Source organism: Sphingomonas oligophenolica (genome assembly GCF_006438955.1).
Taxonomy (GTDB): Bacteria; Pseudomonadota; Alphaproteobacteria; order Sphingomonadales; family Sphingomonadaceae; genus Sphingomonas; species Sphingomonas oligophenolica_A.
Map to the genome: position 1 here is coordinate 444,611 of NZ_RCZK01000001.1, position 17,722 is coordinate 462,332.

Below are 17,722 nucleotides of genomic sequence, written 5' to 3' on the forward strand. Positions count from 1 at the left end.
GTCAGCCGTGGAGGCCCCACAAGGTCGCGAGCCCCAGGAACGAGAAGAACCCCATCGTGTCGGTCAGCGTCGTGACGAACACCGCCGACGACACCGCGGGATCGACGTTGAACTTGTCGAGCGTGATCGGGACCAGCACCCCGCCGAGGCCCGCGCTGACGTTGTTGATGATCATCGCCACCGCGATCACGATCGACAGGTCGGTGCGCCCGAACACGAGATAGGTGCCGATGCCGATCAGCGCGCCGAGCATCGCGCCGTTGGCGGCCGCGATCCGCAGTTCGCGCAGGATCATCCAGCGGGTGTTCGAGCTGGTCAGCTGGTTGGTCGCGAGCGCGCGGATCACGACCGCGAGCGTCTGGGTGCCCGCATTGCCCCCCATCCCCGACACGATCGGCATCAGCACTGCGAGCAGCGCGAAGGCCGCGATGGTCGCCTGGAATAGGCCGACGATCGACGAGGCGACCATCGCGGTGCCGAGATTGACGATCAGCCAGATCATCCGGGTTTTCACGGTCAGCCCGATCGGCTGGTTGATATCGCCGTCGCCCGCGCCCGACAGCCGCAGGATATCCTCGCCCGCCTCTTCGGAGATGATGTGAACGATGTCGTCGACGGTGATCATGCCGACCAAACGCCCGGTGGCGTCGGTGACCGCAGCGGAGATCAGCGCGTATTTCTGGAAGCGGAGCGCGACCTCTTCCTGATCCATGTCGACCGGGATCAGCGTCTGTTCGCGCTGCATGACGTCGCCGATCGCAATCCCGCGCGGGGTGCGTAGGATCCACGACAGCGCGACGGTGCCGACCGGCTTGTGCGCGGGGTCGACGACGAACACTTCCCAGAAATCGGTGGTCAGTTCCTCGTGGCCGCGCAGATAATCGATGGCGTCGCCGACGGTCCAGTGTTCGGGCACCGCGATCAGCTCGCGCTGCATCAGCCGGCCCGCGGATTCCTCGGGGTAGGACAGTGCCTCCTCGATCGCGGCGCGATCGTCGGGCTCCATCGCGCGCAGGACTTCGCGCTGGTCGTCGGCGTCCATGTCCTCGATGATCGCGACCGCATCGTCGGTATCGAGTTCGCTGGCGAGATCGGCGACCTGGTGCGGTTCGAGCGCGTCGATGAGATCTTCACGAACATAATCGTTCATCTCAGCGAAGACGTCGCCGTCGAGCAGGTCGCTGACCGCGCGCGCGAGCCCGGCGCGATCCTCCTGCCGGGTCAGTTCGAACAGATCGGCGATGTCGGCGGGGTGGAGCGGCTCGACCAGCGTGCGCGCGGCTTCGTCGTCGCCCGCCTCGACCGCCTCCAGGACAGCGCGGACGAATTCGGGTTTCAGCCGATCGTCCTCGTCGAGCTGGTTTTCGACCTCGGCGTCGCTATCCGATTCGGGAAGCTCGATTTCGCTCACTCGCCGCCTCCCTGATGCTGCGTGCGCTGCCTACCGCGCTGCGCCGGGATTTGCCAGCGTGGGTCTCGCCCCCTATCTGCGCGGCAACCCCGAAAGGAATTATCATGACCGATACCCCCTCTACCCTGACGATGACGCTGGATGCCAATGCTGGAGGGGGGGGCGACGTCACGATCAAGCTGCGCCCCGACCTGGCACCCAAGCATGTCGAACGGATCGTCGAACTGGCGAACGACGGCTTCTACGACGGCGTCGTCTTCCATCGCGTGATCCCGGGCTTCATGGCGCAGGGCGGCGATCCGACCGGCACCGGCATGTCGGGGTCGGACAAGCCCAATTTGAAGGCCGAATTCTCGAAGGAGCCGCATGTCCGCGGGGTATGTTCGATGGCGCGGACCAACCAGCCCGACACCGCCAATTCGCAGTTCTTCATCGTGTTCGATGATGCCGGCTTCCTCGACGGGCAATATACCGTGTGGGGCGAGGTGACCGACGGGATGGACCTGATCGACGCGCTGCCCAAGGGCGAACCCCCGCGCGAGCCGGGCAAGATCGTGAAGATGCGCGCTGCGTGATCGTAGTTCCTCCCCTCGCAAGGGGGAGGAACTAGACTTCACTAAGATTCGCGGGAGCTGACACCATTGCGGGCTGCGCGATCGACGACCAGTTCGAACACATCGGGCCTCGCATAATGGCCATCGACATCCAGCGCGGCAAGTTCTGCATCGCGGTGCGTGAGATCGAGCGTTGCCATTAGCACGTCGGCGTCCGATCCTGCCTCGGTGAGCACGACGCCGTCGGGCCCGGCAATCACGCTGCCGCCGTGCTGGAGCTGTCCATCCGGCATCTCCCTGATCAGCGCCAGCGCATCACCATCGCCGCCGACCCGCGCCAAACCGTCGACGAGGTCTTCGCGGTGCTGGATCGTCCCGGCTGCCAGAACGAAGCAGCGACCCTCAAACGCATAATGACGCGACGCGATGCGGTAGCTTTCGCGAACCGTGGGCCAAGCAGCCACGTGGACCGATTCGCCGGCATGGTGCATCGCCGCGCGCGCGAGTGGCATCCAATGCTCCCAGCAGATCAGGCTTCCGACCGGTCCCCATGCGGCCTGATGGACGTCGAGCGTCGAGCCGTCGCCACGCGCCCAGATTAGCCGCTCACCATGGGTTGGCACGAGCTTGCGATGGATCAGAGGCGGCCTTCCCGGACGAAACAGCAGCTGGCTGTTATAGAGGCTTGCACGGATGCGCTCGTGGGCGCCGATCGACACGAGCGTGCCGGTTCGATCCACCCAGTCCTGCACCGGCGCCAGTCGCACATCGCCCGCCACGACCGCCTGCTCGAGCAGGAGCGCGTGGAGGCGCTTGGCCCCCGGGTGATCCCACAGCGCCGCGCCGGGCGCTTCGTCGAGCCACAGCGGATAGCCACCGAGAAAGGTCTCGCCGAACGCGACGATCGCGGCGCGATGCTCCTCGACACGGCGCAGATGGCCGATCAGCGCCGCGATACCGTCGCCGACCGCAAGCGGCACGGGCGCGGCCTGGACGATGACTGCGGTGATGGTACGGGGGGACGGTGCCATCACTCCCTATAGGTGATTTTCTGCCGCACACGATCGGTTACTGATCAACCAGCCTTTCACATCGCAAGTTGGACGTTCGGCTGATTACAGGCGGTGTCGAGTACGCGCTGAGCACCTACTGATGGGTCACATCGTTATAAGTCAGAGCCCAGCCTTTTCGAGCGCAGCTGCCAGTTCAGGGTCGATGGCGGCGGCTGCCCTCGGCGTCAGGCGGGTCAGTGCGGTCTGGACGCGCTGCTGCGCGACCTGCAATGTCTTGTGCCGAACCTGCCGAATGGCGTTGGTTCGCCAGGACGGGCTCTCGCCTAACAGCGCCGCCCATTTGGCTTCCTCCGTCGCCAAAATCGCGAGCGCGAGCCGCAAGCCATCCCGCCGACCGTGCGCATAGCCTTCGTGCTCGACCGATGCCTTGGATGTTGCGGTCATCGCTTAGCCGTCGTCCTCGATCTCGCGATCGACGGTGTCCATAAAGTCGCGCGCAGCCTCTCGATCCGCCGGGTCCTTGAAGGCGACGTCGAGGTCGGGGGCAGCGCCGAGCATGTACGCCAGACACCAGAGTGCGAACCGGCGTCCGCCGTCCCGTTCTAGGCCGAACTGTACGCGCAGGCGATCGATGCCGTCCGCGAGTTGTCCGGGGGCGAGGTCGGCGATTGCGTCGGTGCCGAAGAAGCTGACGAGCAGTTGATCGAAATCCATGGCGCGTCGTAGCCGAGCGTGCGGCGGCGTCAAACCGTTGGGAGCGCGGCGGTGATCCGTCAGGCTGGTTTCCGGCTCAACCGCGCTGCAGCGGATTCCTACCGGCGTCAGGCGGCCAGTCATTCAGATGCTCGCGATCCTCGTCCGCGACGGCTTCGGCGCCGGTTCTTCGGCGAGCGTGCCGATCAGCCAGTCGTGGAACATCCGCACCGGCTTTTGCTGGAGCGCGCGGGGGCGGCAGACGAACCAATAGCTGTGCGGGCTTTCGACGTCGATGTCGAACAATCGAACCAGCCGCGGATCGTGGGCGGCCTGGAAATGGCTGTCGAGCATGAACGCGATGCCGAGCCCCTGCGCCGCCGCCTCGAGCATCAGCGCGCCCGAATCGAAATGATCTACCGCGAGCGGTTCGAGATCGGGCAGCCCCGCCGCGTGGCGCCAGGCGGTGAAGGTATCCGGCATGTCGCGGTGGATCAGCGCAGTCAGCCCGCCGAGCTGTTCGGGGCGGGTGACGGGATCGGGGCCGTCGAGCAGCGCCCTGGCACCGATGACATAGACCGAATTGCGATCGAGTCGCCGCGCATAGAGGCTGGGGTCGATGTCGCGCGCCAAGGCGATCACCGCGTCGAGCCCGTCGCCGAGCCGCGCGACGCCGTGGCCCGCGGTGTCGATGTCGAGGTGGAGTTCGGGATGCGCGGCGCGCAGCTCGCCAAGCCGCGGAAACAGCCGCTGCGACGCGAACAGCGGCAGGACGCCAAGCCGCAGTCGCAGCACCTCGGTCCCGCTGGTCATCGATTCGACCGCGTCGCTGAGCGAATCGAGCGCGGGCGCGAGCTGCGAGAGCAATTTGTCACCATCGGCGTTGAGCGTCATCGCCTGATGGCGGCGCGCGAACAGCGGCTTGCCGATGAAGCGTTCGAGCGCCTGGACGCGGCGGCTGAGCGCGGGGGCCGACAGCGCGAGTTCCTCCGCCGCGGCCTTAACCGAGCCGAGCCGCGCGACCTGGACGAACGCCTCGATCGCGCCCAATGGCGGCAGTCTGCGCATCGTTCTTCTCCCCCCGACGAGCCCCGGGGCCTGGATCGTATCGCAACGCCAGTAGCGATCGGCGATTGCACTATACGCAATCGTATCAGATGATTTCGCACTTGCAACATAAACTGCTGCAGCGCAAAAAGGGTGCGCCTTTCAGGCATCCTCTCCTAAAAACTTTCATAGGGTCGTCCCTTCTGGGGCGGCCCTTTTTTTGCGCGTGTCGCGCGCCGTGCGGCTCGCACAGCCCGCGATCCGTCCCTATCTGACCGTCGATGCCAAGCGACGAAGGACGAAGAATGGCCGACAGCGACCCCAATACGCGCCGGATTCAGGTGGCCAACAGCCGCCCCGAGGATTCGGGACGCGGCCTGGCGCATCTGCCGCGCGCGCTGATGGCGGCGCTCGATGTCGGCGAGGGCGATGTGATCGAGATCGTCGGCAAGCAATCGACCCCGGCGCGCGCGGTCGGCCCCTATCCCGAGGACGAGGGGCTCGACCTGTTGCGGATCGACGGGCTCCAGCGCGCCAATGCGGGGGTCGGTTCGGGCGACATGGTCGAGGTGCGCAAAGCGGTGTCGAAGCCTGCGACCCGCGTCGTGTTCGCGCCCGCCCAGCATAACCTGAAGCTGCAGGGATCGACCAACGCGCTGAAGCGCACCTTCTTCGGTCGCCCGTTCTGCCAGGGCGACATCGTCGCGACCGCGGGGCATCAACGGGTCGGCAACATGCCCCCCAACGTCCAGCAGTTCATGAACGCGCCGGCGTATGCGTTGCAGGAAATCCGGCTCGCGGTGATCGCGGCGAGCCCAAAGGGCGTCGTCCATATCGACGAGAATACCGAGATCGAGCTGCGATCCGAATATGAGGAACCCGCCGCGGCGCGGCGTGCGGACGTCACCTATGACGATATCGGCGGGATGGCCGCGACGATCGACCAGTTGCGCGAGATGGTCGAACTGCCGCTGCGCTATCCTGAACTATTCCAGCGGCTGGGCGTCGATCCGCCCAAGGGGCTGCTGCTCTATGGCCCCCCCGGCACCGGCAAGACGCGGCTGGCGCGCGCGGTCGCGAACGAATCGGATGCGTCGTTCTTCCTGATCAACGGTCCCGAGATCATGGGGTCGGCCTATGGCGAATCCGAAGGGCGGTTGCGCGAGATTTTCGAAGCGGCGGCGAAAGCCTCGCCGTCGATCGTGTTCATCGACGAGATCGATTCGATCGCGCCTAAGCGGGGCAATGTTCAGGGCGAGGCCGAAAAGCGCGTCGTCGCGCAGCTGCTGACGCTGATGGACGGGCTGGAGGCGCGCGCGAACCTCATCGTGATCGCAGCGACCAACCGCCCCGAGGCGCTCGACGAGGCGCTGCGGCGGCCGGGGCGATTCGATCGCGAGATCGTTGTCGGCGTGCCCGACGAGCGCGGGCGGCGCGAGATCTTGGGAATCCACACCCGCGGCATGCCGCTGGGCGACCGGGTCGACCTCGATGAACTCGCGCGCACCACCTATGGCTTCGTCGGCGCGGACATCGCGGCGCTGGCGCGCGAGGCGGCGATCGATGCGGTGCGGCGGATCATGCCGCGGCTCAACCTCGAGGATCGCACGGTGCCCGCGGACGTACTCGAGGACCTGTCGGTGACGCGCGAGGATTTCATTGAGGCGCTCAAGCGCGTCCAGCCGTCGGCGATGCGGGAGGTGATGGTCCAGGCGCCGCAGGTGCGTTGGAGCGACATCGGCGGGCTCGATAAGGCGCAGGAGCGGTTGAAGGAGGGCGTCGAGCTGCCGCTCAAGAATCCCGACGCGTTCCTGCGGCTCGGCATCCGTCCCGCCAAGGGCTTCCTGCTCTATGGCCCCCCCGGCACCGGCAAGACGTTGCTGGCAAAGGCGGTGGCGCGTGAGGCGGAGGCGAACTTCATCGCGACCAAGTCGAGCGACCTGTTGAGCAAATGGTATGGCGAGAGCGAGCAGCAGATCGCTAAGCTGTTCAGCCGCGCGCGCCAGGTCGCGCCGTGCGTGATCTTCATCGACGAACTCGACAGCCTGGTGCCCGCGCGCGGATCGGGGGCGGGCGAGCCGCAGGTGACCGAACGCGTGGTCAACACGATCCTCGCCGAGATGGACGGGCTGGAGGAATTGCAATCGGTCGTGGTGATCGGCGCGACCAATCGGCCCAACCTCGTCGACCCCGCGCTGCTGCGCCCGGGGCGGTTCGACGAACTGGTCTATGTCGGGGTGCCGAGCGCCGAGGGGCGGCGCCGGATCCTGTCGATCCAGACGCAGAAGATGCCGCTGGCGGACGATGTCGACCTCGACGTGGTGGTGACGCGGACCGATCGCTTCACCGGCGCGGATTTGGAAGATGTCGTCCGCCGCGCGGGGCTGGTCGCGCTGCGGCGGTCGATCGATTCGCCGTCGGTGACGATGGCCGACTTCGAGGAGGCGCTGACCGAATCGCGCGCCAGCGTTACCCCCGAACTGGAACGCGAATACGAACAGATGGCGGCGCGGCTGAAGCAGGATGCGTCCGCGATCCAGCCGCTCGGGTTTATCGCGCCGGGGCAACTGACGCCGCGGGGCCCGAAGGGGGTGGATTGACCTTTCCCCGTCCGTCCTGAGCTTGTCGAAGGGCGGTGGTGAAACCGGGCTTCGACAGGCTCAGCCCGAACGGCAGGGTCAATAAATCAGCAAGCCCGCGAGCGCCGCGCTCATCAGATTGGCGAGGCTGCCCGCCGCGAGCGCGCGCAGGCCGAGCTTGGCGATCATCGGGCGCTGGTTGGGGGCGAGCCCGCCGGTCACCGCCATCTGGATCGCGATCGAGCTGAAATTGGCGAAGCCGCACAGCGCGAAGGTGACCACGCCGACGGTGCGCGGGGACAGCGTCGCGGCCTGTTTGCCGAGGTCGATATAGGCGACGAACTCGTTGAGCACGATCTTCTCGCCGAACAACCCGCCCGCGATCCCCGCTTCGTGCCACGGCACGTTGAGCAGGTACATCACCGGCTGGAAGACGTATCCGATCAAGCCCTGGAAGCTGAGACCGTCGATCCCGAACCAGCCGCCGACCCCGCCGAGCAACCCGTTGGCGAGCGCGACCAGCGCGACGAACGCGAGCACCATCGCACCGACCGCGACCGCGAGCTTGACCCCGGTCTGAGCGCCCTGCGCGGCGGCCATGATGATATTGGCGGGCTTTTCCTCGTCATGCGTCGCATCGGGCATCGGTTCGCCCGCGATACCGCCTTCCGGGAGCAATGCAGCGGGACCTTCGCCGCTGATCCGGGATTCCGGCAATGTCACCGTGTCGAGTTCGGCGACGGTGCGGCGATCGGGCATGATGATCTTTGCCATCAGGATGCCGCCGGGCGCCGCCATGAAGCTCGCCGCGAGCAGATAGTCGATCCGGATTCCCATCGACGCGTACGCCGCCAGGATCGTCCCCGCGACCCCGGCCATCCCGCTGGTCATCACGGTGAACAGCTGCGCGGGGGTGAGCGCGGCGAGATACGGGCGGATGACAAGCGGGGATTCGCTCTGCCCGACGAAGACATTGGCCGCCGCGCACAGCGATTCGACCTTCGACACCCCGATCACCCACTCGATCGCCCCGCCCAGCCAGCGCACGACGAGTTGCATGACGCCGAGATAATAGAGGATCGAGACGAGGCTCGCGAAGAAGATGATCACCGGCAACGCCGCGATCGCGAAGCTGTTGCCGCCGATCGCGGGGGACGCGAGCGGGCCGAACAGGAAATCCACCCCCGCCTTGGCATAGCCCAAGAGGTTCGCGACCCCGCCCGACATATAGCCGAGCACGGTCTTGCCGGCGGGAACGTAGAGCACCAGCACCGCGATCCCGACCTGAAGCGCGAACGCCGCGCCGACGACGCGCAGGCGGATCCCGCGGCGGTCGGTCGACAACAGGACCGCGAGCCCGAGGATGACGACGATGCCGACGAGGCCGATCAGGATACGGTTCATGCAAGCTTTCCGCGTGGACGTGGACGACGCTGCCCCCCGGCTGCGCGCGATGGACATGACACGCGGCATCCCGCTTCGCTAGTCATTTGACGCATCGGCAAATCCCGCTAGCGTCGCGCGCGATGACCACCATGCCCCCCGCGATCCCGCGTTCGCTCTTCGCCTTTTCGATCTTTTACGGCGGCATGGTCTGCATCGCGGGTGTGCTCGGCAACAAACAGGTCGCGCCCTGGCCGATCGATCAGATCGGCGATCTGATCTGGGGGCGGCCGCTCGCGGTCGAGGCGGGAATCTTCGCGTTCCTGTTGCTCGTCGTCACCTCGAGCGCGGTCGCCGAACTCCACGGGCAGAAGACCGCGACGTTGCTGGTGCGGATCGGGTTCGTGCCGCTGATCGCGTCGATCCTGCTCTCGATCGTCGTGCTCGCGGTGCCCGCGAGCCCGCAGATGGACCCCGCGCGCCGCGACGCCTTCGCGCTGATGATGAGCGGGACGCCGCGGATCTGGTTCGGCGGAATCGTCGCCTATGGCATTTCGCAGACCTTGAACGTCACGATCTTCTCGTGGCTCAAGGGGCGCGAGGGCGCGACCTTGCTGTGGTTCCGCGCCGGGCTGGCGAGCATCCTCAGCCAAATCGTCGACACGCTGTTGTTCGTGACGATTGCGTTTGTCGGGGTGTTCCCGATCGGCGAATTGCTGCTCGGCCAGATGCTTGCCAAGGTCGTCCTGTCCGCGGTGCTGGTGCCGCCGCTGATTTATGCGTTCGTGGCGCTGGGCCGGAAGCTGGACGGCACAGAGACGCGCACATGACCGATTATACCCCCGACGCCGCGCTGCTCGCCAAGGCGGAGACGCTGACCGAGGCGCTGCCGTATCTGCAGCGCTACGCGGGGCAGACCTTTGTGATCAAATACGGCGGCCACGCGATGGGCGATCCCGAGGCGCAGCGCGATTTCGCCGAGGATGTGGTGTTGCTGAAGGCGGTCGGGATCAACCCCGTCGTCGTCCACGGCGGCGGGCCGCAAATCGGCGCGATGCTCAAGCGGCTCGGGGTCGAATCGACCTTCGTCGGCGGTTTGCGCGTCACCGACGCGGCGACCGCGGAAGTCGCCGAGATGGTGCTCGCGGGCAAGATCAACAAAGAAATCGTCGGGTGGATTGCCGCGCTTGGCGGGCGCGCGGTCGGGATTTCGGGCAAGGACGCCAACCTCGTCATCGCCGAAAAGGTGACGCGGACCGAGCCCGATCTCAATTCGGGAATCGAGCGCCATGTCGACCTCGGTTTCGTCGGCGAACCGGTCGCGGTCGACCCCGCGATCCTGCGCAACCTTGCGCGCGATGGCTTCATCCCCGTCGTTGCCCCGGTCGCGCTCGGCACCGATGGCGCAACCTATAACATCAACGCCGATACGATGGCGGGTGCGATCGCGGGCGCGCTCGACGCCCGGCGGTTCTTCCTGCTGACCGATGTCGCGGGGGTGCTCGCGAAGGACGGGACGCTGATCACCGATCTCGACGCGACCGCCATCGCCGCGCTCAAGACCGACGGCACGATTTCGGGCGGGATGATCCCCAAGGTCGACACTTGCATCGCCGCAGTCGAGGCGGGGGTCGAGGCCGCGGTCATTCTCGACGGGCGGGTGCCGCACGCGATGCTGCTCGAAATCTTCACCTCGCAGGGCGCGGGCACGCTGGTTCACGCGTGATGTCGGAATACTAGGTTCCCCCGCGCAGGCGGGGGTCCAGAGGCCGCAGGTCTCATCGTTCGCGACTCTGGACTCCCGCCTCCGCGGGAGAACGGTAAGCCCGTCGCAAAGGGTGGCGAGCCTTTCGCCACTCGGCTAGAGGGACGACGAACCCCCTCATCGGAAGGCACATCGTGTTCGCGCTGACCATCATCCAGATTCTCCAGGTGTTGCTCGACCTCGCTTGGTGGATCATCTTCATCCAGTTTGTGCTGTCGCTGCTGATTACCTTCAACGTGGTCAACATGACGAACAGCTTCGTCCGGTCGATCTGGTACGGGCTCGAGAAGATGACCGACCCGATCTATCGCCCGATCCGCCGGGTGCTGCCCAACACCGGGGGGATCGATTTTTCACCGATGGTCGCGCTGATCGTCATCACGATCCTCGACATCATCCTGCGCAACATCGCGATCAGCATCGTCACCGGCCCGGTCGTCGTCTGAGGCAGGGCACATGACCGCCATGATCATCGACGGCAAGGCGCACGCCGCCGCATTGCGCGCGCGCGTCGCCGACGGTGTCGCCGGCTTCGTCGCCGCGGCCGGGCGCAAGCCGGGGCTGGCGGTGGTGCTGGTCGGGGAGGACCCCGCGAGCGCGGTCTATGTCCGGACGAAGACGCGGATGACCGCGGAAGCCGGGATGGCGGGATTCGAACACCGGCTGCCCGCGGACACCACGAGCGACGATTTGCTCGCGCTGGTCGACCGGCTCAACGCCGATGACACGGTCGATGGCATCCTCGTCCAGCTGCCGCTACCCGCGCACATCGACGAACGCCGCGTGCTGACCCGGATCGACCCCGACAAGGATGTCGACGGCTTCCACCCGGTCAACGTCGGGCGGCTCGCGACGGGACTCCACGGCTTCGTGCCGTGCACGCCGCTCGGCTGCCTGATGCTGCTGCGCGCTACGCTCGGCGAGCTGTCGGGGCTCGAGGCGGTGGTCGTCGGGCGCTCCAACATCGTCGGCAAGCCGATGGCGCAATTGTTGCTCCAGCAAAGCTGCACCGTCACGGTCGCGCACAGCCGGACGCGCGACGTCGCCGCACACGTCCGGCGTGCCGACATCGTCGTCGCCGCGGTCGGCATTCCGCACTTCATCAAGGGCGACTGGATCAAGCCCGGCGCGAGCGTGATCGACGTCGGGATCAACCGCATCGCCAAGGAAGACGGGGGGGCGGGGCTAGTCGGCGACGTCGATTTCGCGGGCGCGGCGGCGGTCGCGGGGGCGATCACCCCGGTGCCGGGCGGGGTCGGGCCGATGACGATCGCGTGCCTGATGCGCAACACGCTGGTCGCCGCGTGCCGCCGCGTATGCGCTGCCGAACCGGAGCTGTAACATCGTGAACACGCTCCTCGAACTCTACGTGTCTTCGCTCATCACCTTCTTCGTGGTGATCGACCCGCCGGGCTGCGCGCCGATCTACGCCGGGCTGTCAGCGGGCGCGAAGCCTGAGCAAAAGCGCAGCATGGCGATCCGCGCGGTCGCGATCTCGACCGCGATCCTGCTCGTTTTCGCGCTGTTCGGCGAGGATCTGCTCAAGGGGCTCGGGATCAGCCTCGGCAGTTTTCGGATTGCGGGCGGGATCATGCTGTTCCTGATCGCGCTCGAAATGGTATTCGAAAAACGCACCCAGCGCCGCGAGGACCGCGCGCAGAAGGTCTTCGACGATCCCGAGGTCGACGATGTCTCGGTCTTCCCGATGGCGATGCCGATGATCGCGGGGCCGGGGTCGATCGCGTCGGTGATGCTGTTGATGGCACGCAACGACGGTGTCGAGCGGACGCTGACGGTGCTCGGCGCGATGATGACGATCCTGCTGCTCACGCTGGTCGCGCTGCTCGCGGCCGGGCCGATCATGCGGGTGCTCGGCGCCAAGATCGAGGCGGTGATCACGCGCCTGCTCGGCGTGCTGCTCGCCGCGCTCGCGGTGCAGTTCGTGATCGACGGGTTGCAGCTCGTCCTTCGATAATCAGTCGATCCGGAACAGCCGGAGCGGCGAGCCCTTGGGCAGCGGTAGCGGGGTGAGCCAAGCGGGCACCGTGCCATGCGCGAGCTGGTCGTAGAAGCCGCCCGGATTGCGCGCGCGGTAATTGGTCGATTCGGCGGCGTTGGGGCAGATCAGCAGCAACGTCGCGCCATGCCGCTTCATGATCGCGCGCGCGCGATCAGGCGTGCCGCCGAACGCGTGCTGAACATCGAGGATCGCATCGCCGTTGCGATGATACGGCCCCGCGATCGCGTCATGATGCGTCAGCGTAATCAGCCGTGGCCCGAGATCGACGAAGGTGAAGATCGTCTGCGCGGGATAATAGTCGAGCTTCGAGAGTACCGTGGTGCGGATACAGCTACTCGTCGCGAGATTGACCCGGCGGGTGTAGGCGTTGGGGCGGTCGACCGGCAGATATTTGATGATCAGCCCGGCGAAGAGCCCCGAGACGATCAGGAAACCGCCGACGGTGCCGATCACGCGGACCGGCATCGAGCGGTGGTTGAGCAACCAGGGCAGGATCAGCCACGCCAGCGCGACCGATCCGGGAATCGCCATCAGCTGCGCGGCGGGGGCAACGCGGACCTGCCACAGCAGCATCAGTGTCGCGAAGGTGACGAACAGCGCGACGCACGCCCAGCCAAGCAACGTCGGCGTGCGGCGCGCACGCCAGGTGCCCACCGCGACCCCGATCACCCCGACGATCGGCAGCGCCGCCATCGGGAAGGCGAGGCGGAAGGGATGTTTGTAGATCGGTTTGGCTTCGCGAACGTTGTCGAGCCAGTTGCGCTGGAGTTCGGGCGAGACTTGTTCGGGACGCCCGAGGCACTGCGGGAAGAAATGCACGAAGCCCGCGACGATCACCGCGCCCGCGAGCACGGCGCACCCCAATCGCACCGCGCGGCTGGCGGGATTGGCCCAGGCGAGGACGAACAACAGCACCCCTGCGGCGACCATCACCGAGAGATAGACCGGGGTCAGCGCATCGCAACGCAGGACGTAATTGGCGTTCGAGGCGAACCCCGCAAACCCCGCCGCGGTACCGCCCGCCAGGCTGATCGCATAGGCCGCAAGCCGGGTCGCCTCGCCGCCTTCCCCGTTTCCGGCCCAGATCCAGCGCAGCGTCAGGATCGCGCCCGCCATCGCGGCATAGGGGAGCATTTCGAGCCCGATCGAAATCGACACCGCGCTTGCCAGCCCAACGATCACGCCGCCGCGCAGCGCGCGCGGATCGCACAGCCCCGCGACGCTGAGGCTCAACATCGCGAGCTGCCAGCCGTGGTGGTCGATCCGTTCGGGCAGGTACATCAGCATCGTCACCGAGGTGGCGAGCAGGAACACCACCGCGAGCGGCCAGGCGAGCGGGTGGACCAGCCGCCGGACGGTCGCGCCGATCCCAACCATCGTGATCGACAGCGGGATCAGCGGCGCGATCCCGCACGCCAACCGTTCCGCCCAGGCATTGGTGGTGAACAGCCGGAAGAACAGGATCAGCCCTGCGATCGGCAGGTCGACGATCCGGCTCCAGTGGATGTTGAACCCGGTCGGCGGGTTCAGCCGGTAGTTGGTCAGATCGAACCAGCCCTGCCCCGCGAGCAGCCCACGGACCTGCATCAGCCGCATGTTGTCGTCGGTATCGCCGAGCGAGAGCCAGCGGACGTAGTTCCAATCGCTCCAGACGTAGAAGATCGTCACCGCGACCCAGGCGAGGAGCGTCAGGCGGATCCAGTGGCGGTCGAGCTCGGCTTCGATCTGGCCGCGCAGTTGTTGGTTCAAGGCGTAATCGTCCCACAGACCGGCACTATCCGGTTTCACTGCCGCGCGACTGCTCCTAGTGCGGGCGGCAAGTGGAGGGAAGCGCAACGTGCTGACGGGACGATTAGAGCAATGGCGGACGAGCGGGGTGCTGGGGCAGCTTATGCGCTTTGCGATCGCTGGCGCGATATCGAGCCTCGTCTACACAATCGTCTTCCTGCCTTTCGCCTGGTACGTCACCGGCGAGCGGCTGGCGGTGATCGCGGTCGTCCCCGCCTTCTTCGCGGCGGCAACGGTCGGCTATGTTCTCCACAGCAACTGGAGCTTCAAGGGGCACGGCACGCGCGACAACCCGCGCGCGCGCCAGGTGAAGTTCCTGATCGTCCAGGCGCTCGGCATGGTGCTCAACCTGGCCTTCACCTGGATCATTACCGGGCCGCTGTTCCACGGTCCCGCCTGGGCGTCGCTGATCCCGTGTTTCCTCGTCACCCCGTTCGCAACCTTCGCGCTCAACCGGCAACTGGTATTCAAGTAGGATGGCCCGATAGATGGACCGTATCGTCTACGATCGCATGGCGGCGCATGATTCGACGCATTGGTGGTATCGCGCGCGCCGCGAGATCCTTAGCGATTACCTCAGCCGCTACGGCGACCTGCCCGAGGGTGCGCGCATCCTGGAGATCGGGTGCGGCACCGGGCACAATTTGCCGATGCTTGCGCGCTTCGGCAGCGTCGAGGCGATCGAGATCGATCCTGCCGCACGGGCGATCGCGAGCGAACGACTGGGGCAGCCGGTCGGTGATGCGCCGCTCCCCGCGCTCCCCGGCATCGAACGTGGCGCGTATGATCTGGTCGCGGTGCTCGATGTCGTCGAGCATATCGAGGACGATGTCGCCGCGCTCGCCGCGATGAAGACGCTACTGAAACCCGGCGGGAAGATCCTGATTGCGGTCCCCGCGCACCAATGGCTGTGGAGCGCGCACGACACCGTCAACCACCACCACCGCCGCTATTCGAAGGCGACGCTGTGCCGCGCGATCGGCGCTGCGGGGCTGACTTCCGCCAAGCTCAGCTATTTCAATTCGCTGCTGTTCCCGCTCGCGGCGGCGGCGCGCATTGCGGGGCGGCTGACCGGGCGCGACGACAGCGACGATTCGCCACCGGTCAAGCCGCTCAACGCGCTGTTCGAGAAGGTGTTCGGGCTCGAGCGTTACCTCGTCGGCAGGGTGCCGATGACGCCGGGGGTCTCGATCGTGACGCTGGCGATGCCAGCCTGACCTAATCCGGTTCGTGCTGAGCCTGTCGAAGCATCGGGGACTCATGCCCTTCGACAAGCTCAGGGCTGACGGTTGAGAGTGGCGTCGACTGGCTCTCCTGCGCCGCATTGAACCCCAGTGTTGCATGCCCCTGCACCGGTCCTGCGATGTCCGCGACCAGGTACAGCGGTCGCCGCTTCGATTCGATGTAGAGCCGCCCGAGATATTCGCCGATCATGCCGAGTACGAACATCTGCACCGAGCTCAGCACCACGACGACGAGCATCGTCGAGGTCCAGCCCTGGACCGGCGCGCCCTCGAAGAATCCCCAGGCGATGTAGAACAGCAGCAGCAGCGACAGCCCCGCGAGTAGGACCGAGGCGTGGCTTGCGAAGCGGAGCGGCGCGGTCGAGAAGCCGGTGACCGCGTCGAACGCGAGCCGCATCATCTTGGCGAGCGGATAATTGGTCACGCCCGCATGCCGCTCGGCGCGGTCGTACGGAAACGGCACCTGCCGGAAGCCAACCCACGCGACCATCCCGCGGATGAATCGTGCCTGTTCGGGTAAGCTGAGGAACGCGTCGAGCGCGCGGCGGCTCATCAGGCGAAAATCGCCGGTGTCGAGCGGGATCGGGGTATCGGTGACGCGGTCGAGCACGCGATAGAACACCGACGCGGTCGCGCGCTTGAAGATCGTCTCGCCTTCGCGCTTGCGGCGGACCGCGTAGACGACGTCGGCCTGTTGTGCCGCCATCGTGTCGCGCATCGCCGCGAGGAGTTCGGGGGGGTCCTGCAGATCGGCGTCGATGATCAGGATCTGCGCGCCCGAACATAGATCGAGCCCCGCAGTCAGCGCGAGCTGGTGGCCGTGGTTGCGCGACAGGTTGATCGCAACGAGGCGCGGGTCGGCGGCGCTGAGCCGCTGCATCACCGCCCAGCTGTCGTCGCGGCTGCCATCGTTGATGAGGACGATCTCGTGATCCTCGCCCACCGCCGCGATCGCCGCCGCGGCGACGCGGGCATGGAGCAGCTCGAGGCAGGCTGCCTCGTTGTAGCAGGGGATGACGACCGATAGCGCGGGACGTTGCATGGCGCCGCTGTAGCGCGCCGTCGCGCCCCCGTCACCGGGGGGTGATCGGGGAACGCCACATGGCATTCTCGTGTCGGGTGCCCCGGGATGGAACCATTGGGGGCCGTCGACGATACAGAAGGGCAATGAATTCCCCCTTAAACGAATCCTGGCGCGACCCGTGGGGGCGATTGCGCGGCGGCTGGTGGGCGATTGCCACTGCGGCCTTGCGGCGCGCGGGCGACGATAACATCTCGCTGATCGCAGCGGGGGTTGCCTTTTATGCGTTCACCGCGATCGTCCCGATGCTGGCGGCGGTGGTGCTGTCCTATGGGCTGGTCGCGGATGCGCATAGCGTCGCGGCGGACATCCGTTCGCTCGCGACCGCGCTGCCCGCCGAGGCGGCGTCGATCGTCGGGGATCAGTTGAAGCGCGTGGTGTCGACATCGCAGGACAGCAAGGGCTTCGGGCTCGTTCTGGCGCTGCTGATCGCGGTGTACGGCGCGACCAAGGCGACCGCGGCGATGACGATCGCGCTCAACGTCGCGTTCCGCGTCGACGAACGGCGCGGGTTCGTGATGCTCCGCGTGGTCGCGCTGGCGATGGTGGTGGGCGGGGTCATCCTGGTGCTGTCGGCGATAGCGACGACGACGGTCCTCACCTTCCTGACCACTTGGCTGCCGTGGACCCCTACGGTGCTGGTCGTGGCGATCCGGGTCGGCGGGTATCTACTGCTGGCACTGCTCGCGATCACGGGCGCGGCGGTGCTGTACCGGTTCGCGCCCAACCGCCAGGACGCGCGCTGGCGGTGGCTGTCGCCGGGGGCAGTGCTCGCGACCCTATTGTGGCTCGGCGCGACTGGATTGTTCGGGGTGTATGTCGGCAATTTCGGGAATTACGGCGCGACCTATGGGTCGCTGAGCGCGGTGATCGTGCTGCTGACATGGCTGTGGCTATCCGCCTATGTGTTCCTGTTGGGGGGCGAATTGAATGCCGCGCTGGAGGTGGCGGAGGATTCGGATCCTCCCCACGCCGCGCCCGAGGCACCCACGGCACCGGTGCAATCGCCGGGGCTCGTTCGTAGCGCGATCGGCGTGGCGGCGGCGTTGGTATTGCTCAAGCTGACCGAACGCCGCGACTAGCGTCGTTTTTACCGAGGCGCCGTTCCGCAGGTGGGATTAATACCCAATTGGGCACTGACGGA

Annotated in this window: 18 protein-coding genes; 10 read left to right on the forward strand and 8 right to left on the reverse strand. The window is 66.6% G+C overall.

What is annotated here, in order from left to right; genetic code table 11:
• Position 1: 1 nt before the first annotated feature.
• Positions 2-1,411 carry a magnesium transporter gene (mgtE, locus tag EAH84_RS02335; RefSeq protein WP_140867045.1) on the reverse strand — a complete coding sequence of 470 codons (1,410 nt, stop codon included), beginning with the start codon at positions 1,409-1,411 and terminating at the stop codon, positions 2-4.
• Positions 1,412-1,515: 104 nt separating this feature from the next.
• On the opposite strand from mgtE, the gene EAH84_RS02340 reads away from it, so the two are divergent.
• Positions 1,516-1,986 (forward strand): peptidylprolyl isomerase, encoded by a 471-nt coding sequence (locus tag EAH84_RS02340; RefSeq protein ID WP_140867048.1) that lies wholly within the window; start codon positions 1,516-1,518, stop codon positions 1,984-1,986.
• A gap of 41 nt (positions 1,987-2,027) precedes the next feature.
• Here EAH84_RS02340 and EAH84_RS02345 read toward each other — a convergent pair whose 3' ends face one another.
• From EAH84_RS02345 to EAH84_RS02360, 4 genes are all read right to left on the reverse strand, one after another.
• Entirely contained in the window at positions 2,028-2,996 is a 969-nt protein-coding gene (locus EAH84_RS02345) for a carbon-nitrogen hydrolase family protein (protein ID WP_140867051.1), read from the reverse strand.
• A gap of 141 nt (positions 2,997-3,137) precedes the next feature.
• Positions 3,138-3,422, reverse strand: coding sequence for a hypothetical protein (locus tag EAH84_RS02350; RefSeq protein WP_140867054.1), 285 nt, complete (start codon positions 3,420-3,422; stop codon positions 3,138-3,140).
• Positions 3,423-3,425: 3 nt separating this feature from the next.
• The gene (locus tag EAH84_RS02355) at positions 3,426-3,815 is read right to left on the reverse strand and encodes a hypothetical protein (RefSeq protein WP_338326024.1); all 390 of its coding nucleotides are present in this window, start codon (positions 3,813-3,815) and stop codon (positions 3,426-3,428) included.
• Complete coding sequence (locus EAH84_RS02360) at positions 3,816-4,739, reverse strand: LysR substrate-binding domain-containing protein (RefSeq protein ID WP_140867057.1); 924 nt, start codon at positions 4,737-4,739, stop codon at positions 3,816-3,818.
• A gap of 284 nt (positions 4,740-5,023) precedes the next feature.
• Here EAH84_RS02360 and EAH84_RS02365 point away from each other — a divergent pair, with 284 nt between their 5' ends.
• Entirely contained in the window at positions 5,024-7,318 is a 2,295-nt protein-coding gene (locus EAH84_RS02365; RefSeq protein WP_140867060.1) for a CDC48 family AAA ATPase, read from the forward strand.
• A gap of 78 nt (positions 7,319-7,396) precedes the next feature.
• Here EAH84_RS02365 and EAH84_RS02370 read toward each other — a convergent pair whose 3' ends face one another.
• Positions 7,397-8,701, reverse strand: coding sequence for a NupC/NupG family nucleoside CNT transporter (locus EAH84_RS02370; RefSeq protein WP_140867063.1), 1,305 nt, complete (start codon positions 8,699-8,701; stop codon positions 7,397-7,399).
• Positions 8,702-8,823: 122 nt separating this feature from the next.
• Here EAH84_RS02370 and EAH84_RS02375 point away from each other — a divergent pair, with 122 nt between their 5' ends.
• The 5 genes from EAH84_RS02375 (at position 8,824) to EAH84_RS02395 (ending at position 12,420) form a co-directional block, all read left to right on the forward strand.
• Complete coding sequence (locus EAH84_RS02375) at positions 8,824-9,510, forward strand: queuosine precursor transporter (protein ID WP_140867066.1); 687 nt, start codon at positions 8,824-8,826, stop codon at positions 9,508-9,510.
• Positions 9,507-10,406: an acetylglutamate kinase gene (argB, locus tag EAH84_RS02380; RefSeq protein ID WP_140867068.1), complete on the forward strand. Its 900-nt coding sequence runs from the start codon at positions 9,507-9,509 to the stop codon at positions 10,404-10,406. Before EAH84_RS02375 ends, argB begins: the two co-directional genes overlap by 4 nt.
• A gap of 173 nt (positions 10,407-10,579) precedes the next feature.
• Positions 10,580-10,891, forward strand: coding sequence for a YggT family protein (locus EAH84_RS02385; RefSeq protein WP_140867071.1), 312 nt, complete (start codon positions 10,580-10,582; stop codon positions 10,889-10,891).
• Between the two features lie 10 nt (positions 10,892-10,901).
• A complete protein-coding gene (gene folD / locus EAH84_RS02390) occupies positions 10,902-11,786 on the forward strand; it encodes a bifunctional methylenetetrahydrofolate dehydrogenase/methenyltetrahydrofolate cyclohydrolase FolD (protein ID WP_140867074.1) in 885 nt (294 codons plus the stop codon).
• 4 nt (positions 11,787-11,790) lie between these two features.
• Positions 11,791-12,420 (forward strand): MarC family protein, encoded by a 630-nt coding sequence (locus tag EAH84_RS02395; protein ID WP_140867077.1) that lies wholly within the window; start codon positions 11,791-11,793, stop codon positions 12,418-12,420.
• Here EAH84_RS02395 and EAH84_RS02400 read toward each other — a convergent pair whose 3' ends face one another.
• The gene (locus EAH84_RS02400) at positions 12,421-14,214 is read right to left on the reverse strand and encodes an AcrB/AcrD/AcrF family protein (RefSeq protein WP_140867339.1); all 1,794 of its coding nucleotides are present in this window, start codon (positions 14,212-14,214) and stop codon (positions 12,421-12,423) included.
• Between the two features lie 142 nt (positions 14,215-14,356).
• On the opposite strand from EAH84_RS02400, the gene EAH84_RS02405 reads away from it, so the two are divergent.
• Together EAH84_RS02405 and EAH84_RS02410 are read left to right on the forward strand one after the other, a co-directional pair.
• Complete coding sequence (locus EAH84_RS02405; RefSeq protein ID WP_241656411.1) at positions 14,357-14,728, forward strand: GtrA family protein; 372 nt, start codon at positions 14,357-14,359, stop codon at positions 14,726-14,728.
• A gap of 13 nt (positions 14,729-14,741) precedes the next feature.
• Complete coding sequence (locus EAH84_RS02410; RefSeq protein ID WP_140867083.1) at positions 14,742-15,470, forward strand: class I SAM-dependent methyltransferase; 729 nt, start codon at positions 14,742-14,744, stop codon at positions 15,468-15,470.
• Between the two features lies 1 nt (position 15,471).
• On the opposite strand, the gene EAH84_RS02415 is transcribed toward EAH84_RS02410, so the two are convergent.
• Positions 15,472-16,539: a glycosyltransferase family 2 protein gene (locus EAH84_RS02415; RefSeq protein ID WP_241656412.1), complete on the reverse strand. Its 1,068-nt coding sequence runs from the start codon at positions 16,537-16,539 to the stop codon at positions 15,472-15,474.
• 125 nt (positions 16,540-16,664) lie between these two features.
• On the opposite strand from EAH84_RS02415, the gene EAH84_RS02420 reads away from it, so the two are divergent.
• Positions 16,665-17,660: a YihY/virulence factor BrkB family protein gene (locus EAH84_RS02420; RefSeq protein WP_140867086.1), complete on the forward strand. Its 996-nt coding sequence runs from the start codon at positions 16,665-16,667 to the stop codon at positions 17,658-17,660.
• Positions 17,661-17,722 lie beyond the last annotated feature (62 nt).

Excerpts from the sequence above, each read along its gene's own strand:
- EAH84_RS02410 (WP_140867083.1), top strand. The coding sequence starts at position 14,742 with ATGGACCGTATCGTCTACGATCGCATGGCGGCGCATGATTCGACGCAT.
- EAH84_RS02360 (WP_140867057.1), bottom strand. The coding sequence starts at position 4,739 with ATGCGCAGACTGCCGCCATTGGGCGCGATCGAGGCGTTCGTCCAGGTC.
- folD (WP_140867074.1), top strand. The coding sequence starts at position 10,902 with ATGACCGCCATGATCATCGACGGCAAGGCGCACGCCGCCGCATTGCGC.
- EAH84_RS02355 (WP_338326024.1), bottom strand. The coding sequence starts at position 3,815 with ATGACTGGCCGCCTGACGCCGGTAGGAATCCGCTGCAGCGCGGTTGAG.
- EAH84_RS02420 (WP_140867086.1), top strand. The coding sequence starts at position 16,665 with ATGAATTCCCCCTTAAACGAATCCTGGCGCGACCCGTGGGGGCGATTG.
- EAH84_RS02375 (WP_140867066.1), top strand. The coding sequence starts at position 8,824 with ATGACCACCATGCCCCCCGCGATCCCGCGTTCGCTCTTCGCCTTTTCG.
- EAH84_RS02405 (WP_241656411.1), top strand. The coding sequence starts at position 14,357 with ATGCGCTTTGCGATCGCTGGCGCGATATCGAGCCTCGTCTACACAATC.
- EAH84_RS02365 (WP_140867060.1), top strand. The coding sequence starts at position 5,024 with ATGGCCGACAGCGACCCCAATACGCGCCGGATTCAGGTGGCCAACAGC.
- EAH84_RS02415 (WP_241656412.1), bottom strand. The coding sequence starts at position 16,539 with ATGCAACGTCCCGCGCTATCGGTCGTCATCCCCTGCTACAACGAGGCA.
- EAH84_RS02345 (WP_140867051.1), bottom strand. The coding sequence starts at position 2,996 with ATGGCACCGTCCCCCCGTACCATCACCGCAGTCATCGTCCAGGCCGCG.
- EAH84_RS02350 (WP_140867054.1), bottom strand. The coding sequence starts at position 3,422 with ATGACCGCAACATCCAAGGCATCGGTCGAGCACGAAGGCTATGCGCAC.
- argB (WP_140867068.1), top strand. The coding sequence starts at position 9,507 with ATGACCGATTATACCCCCGACGCCGCGCTGCTCGCCAAGGCGGAGACG.
- EAH84_RS02370 (WP_140867063.1), bottom strand. The coding sequence starts at position 8,701 with ATGAACCGTATCCTGATCGGCCTCGTCGGCATCGTCGTCATCCTCGGG.
- EAH84_RS02340 (WP_140867048.1), top strand. The coding sequence starts at position 1,516 with ATGACCGATACCCCCTCTACCCTGACGATGACGCTGGATGCCAATGCT.